At 68.8% G+C, this 14,697-nt stretch carries 10 protein-coding genes; 3 read left to right on the top strand and 7 right to left on the bottom strand.

Going from position 1 to position 14,697, the window contains the following annotated elements:
• Positions 1-51: 51 nt before the first annotated feature.
• Positions 52-1,077 carry a LacI family DNA-binding transcriptional regulator gene (locus EJP69_RS24870; protein WP_093304013.1) on the top strand — a complete coding sequence of 342 codons (1,026 nt, stop codon included), beginning with the start codon at positions 52-54 and terminating at the stop codon, positions 1,075-1,077.
• On the opposite strand, the gene EJP69_RS24875 is transcribed toward EJP69_RS24870, so the two are convergent.
• Entirely contained in the window at positions 977-2,713 is a 1,737-nt protein-coding gene (locus EJP69_RS24875) for a GMC family oxidoreductase (protein ID WP_126472900.1), read from the bottom strand. The two genes, EJP69_RS24870 and EJP69_RS24875, sit on opposite strands and share 101 nt — an antisense overlap.
• A 258-nt stretch (positions 2,714-2,971) precedes the next feature.
• On the opposite strand from EJP69_RS24875, the gene EJP69_RS24880 reads away from it, so the two are divergent.
• On the top strand, positions 2,972-4,558 hold the full coding sequence (locus EJP69_RS24880) for a serine hydrolase domain-containing protein (protein ID WP_126472902.1): 1,587 nt from the start codon (positions 2,972-2,974) through the stop codon (positions 4,556-4,558).
• An 88-nt stretch (positions 4,559-4,646) separates the two neighbouring features.
• The gene (locus EJP69_RS24885) at positions 4,647-5,180 is read left to right on the top strand and encodes a hypothetical protein (protein WP_206169380.1); all 534 of its coding nucleotides are present in this window, start codon (positions 4,647-4,649) and stop codon (positions 5,178-5,180) included.
• 15 nt (positions 5,181-5,195) lie between these two features.
• Here the strand turns inward: EJP69_RS24885 and EJP69_RS24890 are convergent, their stop codons facing one another.
• From EJP69_RS24890 to EJP69_RS24915, 6 genes are all read right to left on the bottom strand, one after another.
• Entirely contained in the window at positions 5,196-5,777 is a 582-nt protein-coding gene (locus EJP69_RS24890) for a nucleotidyltransferase family protein (protein ID WP_126472904.1), read from the bottom strand.
• 65 nt (positions 5,778-5,842) lie between these two features.
• Positions 5,843-6,301, bottom strand: coding sequence for a RidA family protein (locus tag EJP69_RS24895; protein WP_093203089.1), 459 nt, complete (start codon positions 6,299-6,301; stop codon positions 5,843-5,845).
• On the bottom strand, positions 6,298-7,266 hold the full coding sequence (locus EJP69_RS24900) for a transglutaminase family protein (protein WP_093203086.1): 969 nt from the start codon (positions 7,264-7,266) through the stop codon (positions 6,298-6,300). The genes EJP69_RS24895 and EJP69_RS24900 overlap by 4 nt, the downstream gene beginning before the upstream one ends.
• Before the next feature lie 34 nt (positions 7,267-7,300).
• On the bottom strand, positions 7,301-8,122 hold the full coding sequence (locus EJP69_RS24905; protein WP_126472906.1) for a basic amino acid ABC transporter substrate-binding protein: 822 nt from the start codon (positions 8,120-8,122) through the stop codon (positions 7,301-7,303).
• A 124-nt stretch (positions 8,123-8,246) separates the two neighbouring features.
• Positions 8,247-10,991 carry a circularly permuted type 2 ATP-grasp protein gene (locus tag EJP69_RS24910; RefSeq protein WP_126472908.1) on the bottom strand — a complete coding sequence of 915 codons (2,745 nt, stop codon included), beginning with the start codon at positions 10,989-10,991 and terminating at the stop codon, positions 8,247-8,249.
• A 64-nt stretch (positions 10,992-11,055) separates the two neighbouring features.
• Entirely contained in the window at positions 11,056-14,574 is a 3,519-nt protein-coding gene (locus EJP69_RS24915) for a transglutaminase family protein (RefSeq protein WP_126472910.1), read from the bottom strand.
• Positions 14,575-14,697: the final 123 nt, after the last annotated feature.

Consider the following 14,697-nt stretch of genomic DNA (forward strand, 5'->3'; position numbering starts at 1 on the left):
CTCTGCCTGCCCCCATCCCGACCTTCCCCCAGAGGGGGAAGGAGCAAGACCATGAAGCCCACGGGCCGCGCCACCATCGCCGATGTCGCCGAAGCCGCCGGCGTCTCCAAGGCCACCGTCTCGCGCTTCCTCAATCACCGAGAGCGTCTGCTGAGCCCCGACATCGCCGCTCGCGTCGAGGTCGCCATCGCCAAGCTGGGCTATTCGCCCAGTCCGATGGCGCAGGCGCTGAGCCATGGCCGCTCGCGGCTCGTCGGCCTGATCGTGGCCGACATCACCAACCCGTATTCCGTCGCGGTGCTGCGCGGCGCCGAGAAGGCCTGCCAGGACGCCGGCTACCTCGTGATGCTGTTCAACCTCGGCAACGAGAGCGAACGCGAGCGCGAGGCCATCGACGCGCTCGCGGGCTACCAGGTCGACGGCTTCATCCTCAACACGCTCGGGCGCGGCAGCAACGTGGTCGACGCGGTCACGCTGCACGGCAAGCCCGCGGTGCTGGTGGACCGGCGCCACACGGGCATGCACACCGATTTCGTCTCGCTCGACAACCATTCCGCGATGGCTGCCACCTGCGGCCATCTGGTCGAGGGCGGATACCGCGAGCTGCTCTACGTCACGGAGCCGCAGAAGGGCGTGAGCTCGCGGCGCGAACGCACGGCGGCGTTCGGCGCCTGCGTGGCCGCGCACGAGCCGCGCGTGGCAGGCGAGGTGTTCGAGTCCGTCGAAGGGGAGACCGATGCGCTCGACGAGGCCCTGCGCGCCCTGCGCCAGCGTGCGAAGCGCGGCCGTCGCGCGGCGGTGGTCGCGGGCAATGCCGTGGTCACGCTGCGCATCGCGCAGGCGATGGCGCGACTGGGCTGGCAGTTCGGCGCCGACCTCGGCTTCGTGGGCTTCGACGATCCCGAATGGGCCTCGCTCATCGGGCCCGGCCTGAGTACCGTGGCGCAGCCCACCGATGCCATCGGCCGCGCGGCCGCTACATGCCTGATCGAACGGTTGCGGGGGCTGGATGCTGCGCCGCGCCAGCTCCTGCTGCCTGGAGAACTGGTGGTGCGGGGATCGTCGCGGGCCGTCTAGCGTCGAGCTCGGCGCGGTCGAAGGTGAGCGGGCCGCGCATCCACTCGGCGGCACGCTCGGCGATCATGATCGTCGGTGCATTGGTGTTGCCGCCGATCAGCGTGGGCATCACCGAGGCATCGACCAGGCGCAGGTTCGCGATGCCGTGCACGCGCAGCTTCGCGTCGACCACTGCCATGGCGTCGGTGCCCATCTTGCAGGTGCCCACGGGGTGGTAGATGGTGTCGGCGCGCGAGCGGATGTGCGAGAGCAGCTCTTCGTCGGTGTTCACGCCGGCCGTGTAGAGCTCGGCCTGCCGGTACTTCTGCAGCGCGGGCGCGCGCAGGATCTCGCGCATCTTCTTCACGCCCGCCAGCAGCCGCGCCACGTCTTCCTCGTCCGACAGGAACTTCGGATCGATGCGCGGCGCCGACGCCGGATTGACGTCGTTCAGCCGCACGTCGCCGCGTCCGTTGGGGCGCAGCACGCAGGCATGGCATGAGAAGCCGAAGCCTCCGTGCAGCTTGCGCGCATGGTCGTCGACCAGCGCGATCACGAAGTGAAGCTGCAGGTCGGGCTTGCCCAGCCCGGGATCTGTCCTGATGAAGGCGCCGGCCTCGGCGTAGGGCGTGGCGACCAGCCCCTTGCCGCTGCGCCGCCATTCGGGAATCGCCTTCGCGAAGTTGAGCAGGCCGGCGGGGCCGAGCCCGGGCAGGCCCTTTTCCTTCGTGCGATAGGAGAGGATGAAGTCGACGTGGTCCTGCAGGTTGCGCCCCACGCCCGGCAGCGCGTGCCGCACCTCGATGCCGTGGCGCGCCAGTTCTTCCGGGTCACCGATGCCCGAGAGCATCAGCAGCTGCGGCGAGTTGAAGGCGCCGCCGCACAGCACCACCTCGCGGCGTGCGAAGAGGGTGTCGATCTCGCCGTCGCGACGTATCTCGACGCCGGTGGCGCGGCGCTCGTCGAGCAGCACGCGTTGCGCCTGCACGCCGGTCATCACCGTGAGATTCGAGCGCGAGTTCATGACCGGGTGCAGGTAGGCAGCCGCCGCCGAGCAGCGCTCGCCGTTCTTCGCGCCGTCGTGGAACTGCGTGACCTGGTAGAGCCCGGCGCCTTCCTGCCGCACGCCGTCGTTGAAGTCGTCGTTGCGCGCAATGCCGCATTCCATGGCGGCGCGCACGAAAGCCTCACCGATCTCGCGCGGCGACTGCTGGTCGGCCACCTGCAGCGGGCCGCCGGCGCCGTGCATCGCGCTCTCGCCGCGCTGGTTGCCCTCGGCGCGCTTGAAGAAGGGCAGCACGTCGTCGAAGGACCAGCCCTTGCAGCCGGCGCGTTCCCAGTCGTCGTAGTCGTCGGGATGGCCGCGCACGTAGAGCATGGCGTTGATGGCGCTGGAGCCGCCCAGGCAGCGCCCGCGCGGCTGGTAGCCGCGGCGCCCGTTCAGGCCGGGCTGGGGCACTGTGTGGTAGGCGTAGTTGTTGATGCGCGGGCGTCCCGAGATCATGGCCGCCGCGCCGGCCGGTGCCCGCACCAGGATGCCGCGACCGTCGCCGCCGGCCTCTACCAGGCAGACACGCACGGCCGGGTCTTCGCTGAGCCGGCTGGCCAGGGTGGCGCCGCCGGAGCCGCCGCCCACGATGACGTAGTCGAATTCCATGGCGCTTCTTCCTTTTGTTGTCGTGTCCCGCCTCGCCCTTTCGGGGCGGGATCGACTGTAGGAACAACGCGGAGGCGCATTCCTAGCGTTTTCCCGTTGGCCGAAGGTACGCAGCCTGTGTCAGCGTGGTGGTTTTTTCCCGATGGTTCCCGGGTTTCCCCTGCCGTCGGCGACAGGCGATTGACAGGTCTCCGCACGAAACTGGTGCATCCCTCCGTGCGGCAGGACGGAGCCTCCAGGAGCATTCAAGAGACAACGATGACGACTACAACAACAGCACCTTCTTCCTCTTCCATCTCGCGCCGCGGCCTGCTGCGCCTTTCGCTCGGCGGCACCGCCATGGCCTCGCTGCCGGGCATCGGCTGGGCAGCGACCGGCGCCGCGAGCACGGCCGCCTTCTCCGACGGCCTGCCGCGAAGCCGGCCCGAGGCGCAGGGCATCTCGCCGGCGTCGATCCTCGCCTTCCTCGACGACGCTGAGCGCGGCGCGTTCGAGCTGCACGGCTTCATGCTGTGGCGCAACGGCCATGTGGTGGCCGAGGGCTGGTGGGACCCGTACAAGCCCGAGCGCAGGCACATGACGCACTCGCTGACCAAGAGCGTGACCGTGTGCGCGGTCGGCATGGCCATCGCCGAGGGGCGCTTCAAGCCAGACGACAAGGTCGTCTCTTTCTTTCCCGAGCATCTGCCGCCCGCGGTCAGCGCCAACCTCGCGGCCATGACGGTGCGCGACCTGCTGACCATGCGCACCGGCCACGAGTCGATGGTGTCGGGCTCGGTGTGGCGGCCGATCCGCACGAGCTGGATCGCGGAGTTCTTCAAGATCCCGGTGGTCCATGCGCCGGGCAGCAAGTTCGTCTACACCAGCGCTGCGACCTACATGCTCTCGGCCATCGTCACCAAGACCACCGGTCAATCGGTGGCCGACTATCTCAAGCCGCGCTTCTTCGAGCCGCTGGGCATCACCGGCTACGAGTGGGACGTGGGCCCCGAGGGCATCTCGCCCGGCGCCAACGGCCTGAGCTGGAAGACGGTCGACTCGCTCAAGCTCGGCATCCTGCATGCGCAGAACGGCATGTGGAACGGCAAGCAGATCCTCACGAAGGAATGGGTCGACTCTGTGCACGCGCCGCACACCAAGGACCGCTACGGCTACCAGTGGTGGCTGGGCCCCAACGGCGCCTACAACGCCGATGGCCTCTTCGGCCAGTACTCGGTGGTGTTCCCGGAGCACAACGCGGTGCTCGCGCTCAACTCGGCGCTGCCGCCCAAGGCGGGCTTCAACGCGGGCATGCTCTACAAGCACTTTCCGGCGGCCTTCGGCCCGGCCTCGGGCGTGCCCGCCAGCGAGAAGGACAACGCCGCGCTCAAGGCCCGCACGCGCGCGCTGCATCTGCTGCCTCCTGTGAAGCCGACGAGCTCGCCGGTTGCAGCGAACGTCTCCGGCCGGCGCTACGACTTCGCGGACAACCCCGAGAAGATCAAGTCGATGCAGCTCGACTTCGCCGCTTCCGGCGAGGCCTGCACCTTTACCATGGAGGACGAGCGCGGCACGCACAAGGTGCAGGTCGGCCTGCGCAAGCCGGTGGAAGGCGACACCACCATCACCGGCAACAAGCTGCACCACGAGTACCAGCCCGACGTGATGCGCGTGGTGGCCAGCGGCGAATGGCTCGACGCGCGAACCTTCGTCATGACCTGGACCTTCGTGGAGTCGGCCTTTCGCGACACCGCGGTGTGCCGCTTCTCCGGGCCGTACCTGCGTTTCGACCGCAGCGTGAACGTCAACTCCAGTGCGACCGAGATGCCCACGCTCACCGGAACGCGCGCGAAGGCGGCCGCCTAGAGGGGCTTCACCATTTGAGAGGCGCTTTTACCGGCGCTTCACCTGCCGGACAAACTGCTGCGCGCGCTTCGTGGCTCAATCGGCCACCATGCATGCACTGTCCGATGCCAGCCTCTTCACGCAGGTGCGCTTCTGGGTGCTGGTGCTGTGTTCGCTCGTCATCCCGGGCGCGATCTTCATCACGCTCTTCGTGCGGCGCGAGTTCTCCAAGAGAACGGTGCTTGCCTTCGGCCTGCTGCTGATCGTGCTCGCGGGCATGGACATCTTCCTGCTGCGGGCGCTTTCTCTGGAGGCGCAGGCCACGCCTTCGCTGGCCGACGACATCGTCTTCTCCTCGGAGCTGTCGATCGCGCTCTACATCTTTCCGGCCGCGTTCGGCACCTTCGGGCTGAACATGGTCTCGCACGTGCTCATGCACTACCTGAAGCAGAAGGAAGCGCGCTTCGAGGCGCATCGGAATTCTGCGCAGCCAGCGCTTGTTGTCGAGGCAGTGCAGCGGGGGCGTGCGAGGGTGCCGGCCTGGCGTCGGACTCGACCCGCCAAGCTTCGCGGCCGGCGGGAAAGAACACACATCGCTGCCACACGGCGGGATACCCGAGCGTTCGAGCGCGAGCCGAGTTGAAGTGCAACTGGCCTGTCAATCGGCCTGCACGGATTCAGGCACAACCACCTGAAGCCATGGCCATCTCGCCTGATAGTCGCCAGCCTTCCTGAGGAAAAGCTCGCGCATCGGCAGCAAGGGATTCATGCGCAGGATGCCTGCTGCCAGATCGCCAAGCCCGTCGGGTGCGTAAAGCGTTCCGGAAGCAAGGTCGATGCCGACGCGGGTGCAGGCGATCAGGTAGCGATCGATGCCGTCGCGCGAACAGCGGAGTCGAGGATAGGGCGAGTGGAATCGCTTCTCGTACCAGAGGTGAACGCGCGCCTGGTTCTTCACCTCGACGGACACCCCCAGGTCCGCCACCGCTTCGTGCACGCGCCGGATCACGGCGTCTTCGGCATTCCACGAGAGATCCGAATCATCGAAATAGAAGACGTCGTAGTCCTTCACGCCCCACCCGGGTGGCTTGTCGGAGAGGTGATTCCATGTCGCCTGGAAGAGACTGCCGGCTGTCAGGAAACCCTGCTGCAGGCCGAGGCCTGGCAGCCGCGACATCAGCGCGGCATTGACTGGGTCCCGCATGGCCTGATCGATGAATTCGGTTGAAGTCAATGTCATGGTGCCAAATGAAAAGAGGCTTGGCGACCATCGCTGCCAAGCCTCGAATCCTGCGAGTGGAGGGATCAGCCGACTTCGGCGATCAGCTCGATCTCCACGCAGGCACCCAGCGGAACCTGGGCCACGCCGAAGGCGCTGCGCGCATGCGCGCCCTTCTCGGGGCCGAAGACTTCGGCGAAGAACTCGCTCGCGCCGTTGGTCACGAGGTGCTGCTCGGTGAAGGTGCCGACGGAGTTGACCAGGCTCATCACCTTGACGATGCGCTTGACCTTGTTCAGGTCGCCCACGGCCGCATGCAGCGTGCCAAGCAGGTCGATGGCGATGGCGCGCGCGGCCTGCTTGCCTTCTTCGGTGCTGATGTTGGCGCCGAGCTGGCCGGTCCAGACCTTGCCGTCCTTCTTCGCGATGTGGCCCGAGAGGAACACGAGGTTGCCGGTCTGCACGAAGGGCACGTACGCGGCGGCGGGGGCGGCGACGGGCGGGAGGGTGATGCCGAGGCTGGAAAGTTTGTCGTAAACGCTCATGGAGACTCCTTGTCTTGGGAAGGCGATTGTGTCTGTGTTTGCGGCAGGCCATCGACCACTTCCCCCACCGGCTGCACGGTCACGCCGACGCTCAGCGTGTGCCTTGCGCCGCCATGGAGTACGCCGCGCATCGGCGAGACGTCGGAGTAGTCGCGGCCGATGGCCAGCGTGACGTAGTCCTCGCCGGGCTGGCGGCCGTTGGTGGGGTCGAAGTCGACCCAGTCGCCGGGGCTGCCCCCGGTGCCGTCGTCCTCGCCGGGCAGGTACACCGACACCCACGCGTGCGAGGCGTCGGCGCCCACCAGCCGGGGCTGGCCGGGCGGCGGCTGCGTGAGCAGGTAGCCGCTCACGTAGCGCGCGGGCAGGCCCATGGTGCGGAAGCACGCGATCATGATGTGGGCGAAGTCCTGGCACACGCCCTTGCGCTGCGCGAGGGCCTCGACAGCGGGGGTGTTGATCTCGGTGCTGTCGGCGTCGTAGGCGAAGTCCTCGTACATGCGCTCGGTGAGGTCCATCGCCACGTCGAAGGTCGGACGCCCGGGGATGAAGCTGGCGCGTGCGTAGGCCACGAAGTCGTCGTGTCGCGGCACGTAGGGCGAGGGGAAGACGAATTCCGAAGCCGCGTCGAAGGTGGCGTCCTTGCGGAAGCGGAAGCGCTCGCGCACGGCCTCCCAGGGCAGGTCGCGCGCCACGGCGGGCGAGAGCACGGGCACCGAGGTCTCGACCACGCTCTCGGCCGTGACCACCAGCCGGTCGTGCGTGGCCTCGAGCGCGAAGAAGGCGCGCGTGTTGCCGTACAGGTCGGCCTGCTCGCTGCGCTGCGCGGGCGCGGGATCGATGGCGAGCTTGTGGCTCACGAGCTTCTGCGAACCGGTGGCCAGCGGCTTCAGGTGCGCGAGGTGCTGTGCCGTCTCGACCGGCGGCGAGTATTCGTAGCGCGTTTCGTGGGTGACGTGGAGCAGCATGGCCGATGCCCGTTGGATGGCTTGCGTCGCCTGCCTACTTCGACTCGGAGCCGAAGTACGAAGCGTAGATCTTCGCGTAGGTGCCGTCGGCACGAATGGCCTCCAGCCCCTGGTTGATCTTGGCGAGCAGCTCGGCGTTGCCCTTCTTCACGGCAATGCCGTACTTCTCGACCGGAAAGCTCGTGTCGCTCACGGTCTTGAAGCCGCCGGCGGTGTTGTTGGCGAGGTAGTGCACCACCACGCCGTTGTCGGCCACCACGGCCTGCACGCCGCCGGCCTCCAGTTCCTTCAGCGCCAGCGGCGTCGATTCGAAGCGCTTGATGGCCGTGCTCGACTTGCCCAGCAGCTTGCCCACCACCTCGTCGCCGGTGGTGCCGTTCTGCACGCCGACCTTCAGCGTCTTGATGTCCTCGAACCTGGTGATGGGCGCATCGTTGCGCACGGCGATGAGCTGGCGCGCATCGAAGTAGGACTGCGAGAAGTCCATGGTCTGGCGGCGCTCGTCGGTGATGGTGATGGCCGACACCAGCAGGTCGCGGTCGCCCTGGTCGAGCGAGTTGAAGATGCCTTCCCACGGCGTGTTGACGAACTTCACCTCGAAGCCGGCCTTCTGCGCAACCGCCTTCACCACCTCGATGTCGAAGCCCACGATCTCGCCCTTGTCGTTCTGCGACTCGAAGGGCGTGTAGGCGGCGTCGGTGCCCACCACGAGCACGCGCGCGGCGGCCGGTGCGGGCGGCGCGCCGGCGGCGGGGGCGGACGCGGATTCCTGCTTGCTGCAGCCGGCGATGGCCAGAGCCGCGAAGAGGCCCGCGGCGGTGAGTGCCAAGCGGCGGTTGATGTTGTTGTCGAGCATGGGTGCCTCCTTGGGGTTTATCGAGAAACGCCGCGGAACCGGCTTTGCCGGGCCGCAGGCGTTGCCCCCGGTGAGGGGGTGTGCGAAGCGACACGAAATGCGCGAAGCATGGGGGAGTACCAGTTCACGCTCCGACGGAGCGAAGCGATTCGGAAGTCAGCGTGAAGTAGCGCGTGCCGATGGCGTCGGACACATGGTAGGCCGCCGCCTCGCAGCTGGCGAGCAGCTTCACGAGTTCCGGATAGTCGGCATCCGGCCCTGCGGCGCAGAGGTGCTCGAGCGTCCAGCCGGCGGGGTCGGGCAGCTCGTACGACAGCGCCGTCAGCTTGCCCGGCGCGCTGCCGGCCAGCCGCGCGATGCGCCCGCGCAGGGTCTGCGTGACCCATGCCAGCGAGCGCGGGTTCTCGGCGTCGAGCACCAGCAGGTCGACCATGGTGGCGACGTCGCGGCGCTGCTGGTAGCGGGCGTGGAAGGTGATGGTGCTGTCGAAGAGCGCCACCATGGCCTCGAAGCCGCTCACCTCGTGCACCGCGCCGTTGTCGAAGCCGGCCTCCAGCGCGTTCGCCAGGAAGCCCAGCCGCTCGATGTGGCGGCCGATGGAAAGCAGCCGCCAGGCATCGTCGCGCGTCATGCGGTCGGTCTGTGCGCCGGTCATGGCGGCGAGCGCGGTGCTGGCGGATTCGAGTGCGCGCAGAGCGGCGCTGGCGGCGAAGCTGCCTTCGTCGGCCTGCTCGGCGGCACGGCGCAGGAAGTCGGCCTCGGTGCGCACGATCTGGTTCCAGTTGTCCTGCGACAGGCGCTCGCGCACCGCCGCCGCGGCCTGCCGGATGCAGCGCAGGCTGAAGCCGACGCTGCCGCCTCGCGTCACGTCGCCCAGCTCGGCGATCAGCGCGCGCTCGAACACGCGGCGCGACTGCGGCGCGCTCGGCACGCCCGACGGCACCAGCGCATTGCGCAGCGCCATGTGGTGCAGCCATTCGAGCAGCGGGCGCGAGGACTGGTCCTCGCTGCCCAGCAGGCTGAGCGTGAGGCGGGCGAGCCGCACGGCGTTCTCGGCGCGCTCGGTGTAGCGGCCGAGCCAGAACATGTTCTCCGCCGCGCGACTGGTGACCGGCGCGCGGTGCCGCGCGAGCGAGGCCGGCGTGCTGTGCGGCTGCAGCAGCGTGGTCCGGTCGACCTCGCCGTGCGTCTGCACCCACACGTCGGCGCTGCTGCCGCCGCGCTGCATCGAGGCGAACTGCGCATCGGGCTCGGTGAGCCGCGCCAGCCCGCCGGGCAGCACGCGCCACGACCGCGCGCCGTCGCTCACCGCGAAGACGCGCAGCATCACCGCGCGCGGCGCGATGTGGCCCGGGCCCATGTCGTTGGCCCAGGTGGGCATCTGCGACAGCGGCAGGTAGCCCTGCACGGTGTGGACGTCGCCCTCGCGCACGATGCGGCCGGCCCATTCGTCGAGCTCGCGCCGGCCGAGCTGGCTGCCGAGCACCGCGTCGAAGCTGGCGCGGCCGTCGAAGCCGGGGTAGGTGGGCTTGATGGCGCAGTCGCCCAGCTGCGGCAGCACCGATTCGAGCGCGGCGCGCTCGCCGCACCACCAGGTGGGCAGGGCGGGCAGCATGAGCTTCTCGTCGATCAGCCGGCGCGCCAGACCCGGCAGGAAGCCCAGCAGCGCGGGCGATTCGAGAAACGCCGAGCCCGGCATGTTGGCCACCAGCACGTTGCCCGCGCGGATCGCCTGCAGCAGGCCCGGCACGCCGAGCGTGGAATCGGGGCGCAGCTCCAGCGGGTCGAGGAACTGGTCGTCCAGCCGCTTGATGAGGCCGTGCACCGGGCGCAGGCCCTGCAGCGTCTTGAGGTAGAGCCGCTGGTCGCGCACCGTGAGGTCGCTGCCCTCGACCAGCGTGATGCCCAGGTAGCGCGCTAGGTAGGCGTGCTCGAAGTAGGTCTCGTTGTACGGGCCGGGCGTGAGCAGCGCGATGTGCGGCGGCACGCCGGCCGGGCACATGCGCTGCAGGCCTTCCATCATGGCGCTGTAGGTGGCGGCCAGGCGCTGCACGTGCAGCGCCTCGAAGGCCTGCGGAAACTGCCGGGTGATCGCGAGGCGGTTCTCCAGCAGGTAGCCCAGGCCCGAGGGCGCCTGGGTGCGCTGCGAGACCACCCACCAGTTGCCGTCGGGGCCGCGCGCGAGGTCGAAAGCGGCGATGTGCAGCCAGGTGTCGCCCGGCGGCTTCACGCCGTGCAGCGCGCGCAGGTAGCCGGGGTGGCCGCGTACCAGCGCCGGGGGAATGAGCCCTTCGGCCAGCAGCTGCTGCGGGCCGTAGGCGTCGGCCATCACGCGGTCGAGCACGCGCACGCGCTGCAGCACGCCGGCCTCGATCTGGCTCCAGCTCTCGGGCGAGACGATCAGCGGGAACAGGTCGAGCGACCATGGCCGCTGCGGGCCGTTGGCGTCGGCATACACGTTGTAGGTGACGCCGTTGTCGCGGATCTGCCGCTCCAGGCTGGCCGCGCGCCGAGGCAGGTCGTTGAAGCCGCCCGGGCCGAGCTGTTCGAAAAAGGCGTTCCAGGCGGGGGTGAGGGGCGGCTGCTCGCTTGCCGGGGCCTGCGTCTGTGTCTGGGATTGCGACTGGGACTGAGACTGCGATTGGCCGGCTGCCACCGGCCGCTCGGCCGCGGCATCGTAGAGCTGCGGGGCGGCTGGGGCGGGGGGCGTCGCGGGCCCGGGCGCCGGCCGGACGGGCGCCACCGGAGTGGCCTGGCCGCGCAGTTCGTCGTAGTGGCCGGGCAGGGCGGGCGGGGCGAGCGCCGACGCCAGGGCCGCCGGAAACTCCAGTGCCTGGGCGTCGAACAGGGATTCGTTCAAAGGTTCCACAGGGGATGGATTGTCACACTGCCGTCACGGGGTGGCCGTTCGGGCAGTGTGCTGAATGTCCCCTTCAGCGCCGCAGATCGAGCGTGAACGGGAATTCGCGGCTGCCCGGCAGCTCGATGGTCGCGGGAGGCGTGCGCAGCAGCCCGGGCGTGTGGCCGGTGCGGGTGAAGCGCGAATGGCGGCGGCTCTCGGCCTCGTAGGCGTTGACCGGGAAGGTCTCGTAGTTGCGCCCGCCCGGGTGGGCGACGAAGTACTGGCAGCCGCCCAGCGAACGCTTCATCCAGGTGTCGACCAGGTCGAAGGTCAGCGGCGCATGGGCCTTGATGCTGGGGTGCAGCGACGAGGGCGGGTTCCAGGCCTTGTAGCGCACGCCGGCCACGAACTCGCCGGCCACGCCCGTGGGCTGCAGCGGCAGCACCTTGCCGTTGACGGTGACGACGTGGCGGCTCTCGTTCAGGCCGGTCACGCGCACCTCGATGCGCTCCAGCGACGAATCGACGTAGCGCACCGTGCCGCCGGCCGCGCCTTCCTCGCCCATCACGTGCCAGGGCTCCAGCGCGTTGCGCAGCGAGAACTCCACGCCCATGGCCTGCATCTGGCCCACCAGCGGGAAGCGGAACTCGAAGTGCGGCGCGAACCAGTCGGGGTCGAAGGCGAAGCCGGCCTGGCGCATCTCGCTGATGACGTCGTCGAAGTCCATCTTCACGAAAGTCGGCAGCAGGAAGCGGTCGTGCAGCTCGGTGCCCCAGCGGGTGACGGGAGCCTTGTAGGGCTCATTCCAGAAGCGGGCCACCAGCGCGCGGATGAGCAGCTGCTGCGCGACGCTCATGCGCGCATGCGGTGGCATCTCGAAGGCGCGCAGCTCGAGCAGGCCGAGGCGGCCGGTGCTGGAGTCGGGCGAGTAGAGCTTGTCGATGCAGAACTCGCTGCGGTGCGTGTTGCCCGACACGTCGATCAGGATGTTGCGCAGCGTGCGGTCGACCAGCCACGCCGGCATGTTCTGGCCGTAGATCTCGCGGTTCTTCGCGATTTCCTTCAGCGCGATTTCCAGCTCGTAGACCTGGTCGTTGCGCGCCTCGTCCACGCGCGGCGCCTGGCTCGTCGGGCCGATGAACATGCCCGAGAACAGGTAGCTCAGCGACGGATGGTTGTGCCAGTACAGCAGCAGGCTGGCCAGCAGCTCCGGCCGGCGCAGGAAGGGGCTGTCGGCGGGCGTTGCGCCGCCCAGCACGAAGTGGTTGCCGCCGCCGGTGCCGGTGTGGCGGCCGTCGGTCATGAACTTCTCGGCCGACAGGCGGGTTTCGAAGGCGGCGTTGTAGAGGAACTCGGTGTGGTCGACCAGTTCCTTCCAGTTGTGCGCCGGATGGATGTTGACCTCGATCACGCCCGGGTCGGGCGTGACCTGCAGCATCTTCAGGCGAGGGTCGCGCGGCGGCGGATAGCCTTCCATCACGATGCGCACGCCCAGGTCGCGCGCGGTGGCTTCCACGGCGGCCACGAGGTCGAGATAGTCTTCCAGTCGGGCCAGCGGCGGCATGAAGACGTAGAGCACGCCCGACGCATCGCCCTTCTTCTCGGCGGCGGGGCCGTTGGCGCGGCGCGGGTCGCGCACTTCGACGCACAGCGCGGTGCGCGTGATCCAGTGGGCCGATTCGCCGCGGCGGGGCTGGCGGGCCGAGAGGGAGTCGGCGGCGTCGTTGTCGTCCGCGCCGTCGCCTTCACCGTCGCTCGCGGCGCCCGGCGTCTGCATGCGCAATGCAGAGGGCACGACGGGCGGCGTGCCGAAGGCGTAGGGCACGGCGCCGAGGTCTGCGCCCGCGCTGCCAATTTCACCCGTGCCCACGGCGTAGCGCGCACGGTAGTCGGCAGAGCTCGGCAGAGCGCCGCGCGGCGCGGTGGGGTCGCGTTCGATCAGGTAGGGGTAGTCGCCCTTGCTGGCCCACGGCTGCGAGTCGAGCGGCAGGCGGTAGCCCATGGGCGAGTCGCCCGGAATGAGATAGAGCCTGTCGTCGCGCAGGAACCAGGGGCCGGTCTTCCAGGCCGGGCCCGCGAGCGCGGGAGCATCACCGTTCGCGTTGCCGGGCTCGATGGGCAGCATGTAGCCGATCACCGCGTCGAGCTTCTGCGTGAACACGCGGCGCAGGCGCACGCGTTCGAGTTCGTCGTCGAGCTTCGAGTCGAAGGGGTCGACGTTGACGGGAAGGCGGCGTTCGCGCCAGAGGTAGTAGTAGATGTCCTCGTAGCCCGGCTGGATGTAGCGCTCGGTCAGCCCCAGCTTCTGCGCGAGCAGGTTGGTGAAGCGGCGTGCGTCCTCGCTCGTGTAGTGCGTGGGAAAGCGCTCGTCGGCGAAGAGGGCAGGGTCGTGCCACAGCTGCTGGCCGTCGGCGCGCCAGAAGATCGAGAGTGCCCAGCGCGGCAGCTGCTCGCCCGGATACCACTTGCCCTGGCCGAAATGCAGGAAGCCGCCCTGGCCGTATTCGGCGCGCAGCTTGTGCACGAGCTCGGTGGCGTAGCCGCGCTTGGTGGGGCCGAGCGCGTCGGTGTTCCACTCGGGCGCGTCGCGGTCGGTGGTGGCCACGTAGGTGGGCTCGCCGCCCATGGTCAGGCGCACGTCGCCGGCCTTCAGGCGCGCATCGACCGCGTCGCCCAGGGCCAGCACCTCGGCCCACTGGTCTTCGGTGTAGGGCTTGGTGACGCGTGGCGATTCGTAGATGCGCGTGACCTTCATCTCGTGGCCGAACTCGACCTCGGATTCGTCGACCCCGCCCTCGATGGGCGCGGCGCTCGAAGGCGTGGGCGTACAGGCCAGCGGGATGTGGCCTTCACCGGCCAGCAGGCCCGATGTGGCGTCGAGGCCGATCCATCCGGCGCCGGGCAGGAACACCTCGCACCAGGCGTGCAGGTCGGTGAAGTCGACGGTGGTGCCGCTCGGGCCGTCGAGCGCCTTCACGTCGGGCGTGAGCTGGATCAGGTAGCCCGAGACGAAGCGCGCGGCCAGTCCGCAGTGGCGCAGCAGCTGCACCAGCAGCCAGCCCGAGTCGCGGCAGGAGCCGCTGCCGTTGGTGAGCGTTTCTTCCGGCGTCTGCACGCCGGGCTCCATGCGGATGAGATAGTTGACGTCCTTCTGGACCTGCTGGTTGATGCCGACCAGGAAGTCGATGGTGCGCTGCTCCTTGCGGTCGATCTTGTCGAGGTAGGCCTGCAGCAGCGGCGTGACCGGGTCGGCCACGAGGTAGGGCGCGAGCTCCTCGGCCTGCGAGGGCTTGTACTTGAAGGGGAAGTTCTCGGCCTGCGGCTCGAGGAAGAAGTCGAAGGGGTTGTAGACCGCCATCTCGACCACGAGGTCGACAGTGACCTTGAACTCGCGCGTCTTCTCGGGAAACACGAGCCGCGCCTGGTAGTTGGCGAACGGGTCTTGCATCCAGTTGACGAAGTGCTCGGCCGGCTCGACGCGCAGCGAATACGAGATGACGTTGCTGCGGCAATGCGGCGCGGGCCGCAAGCGCACGACCTGCGGGCCCAGCTGCACCAGGCGGTCGTACTTGTAGTGGGTGACGTGGTGGAGAGCGGCGTGAATGGACATGCGTTTTTGTGTGCAGAGCTGGCAGATTGCATCGAGAAGATGTCTCTGGTGAGACGCATACTAGCCCAGATGCTTAGCAATTAACGCGCCACTGAGCGTGAGTCTGGGGAGGGTTTGCATCAT

It is taken from the genome of Variovorax gossypii (assembly GCF_003965815.1).
Taxonomy (GTDB): Bacteria; Pseudomonadota; Gammaproteobacteria; order Burkholderiales; family Burkholderiaceae_C; genus Variovorax; species Variovorax gossypii.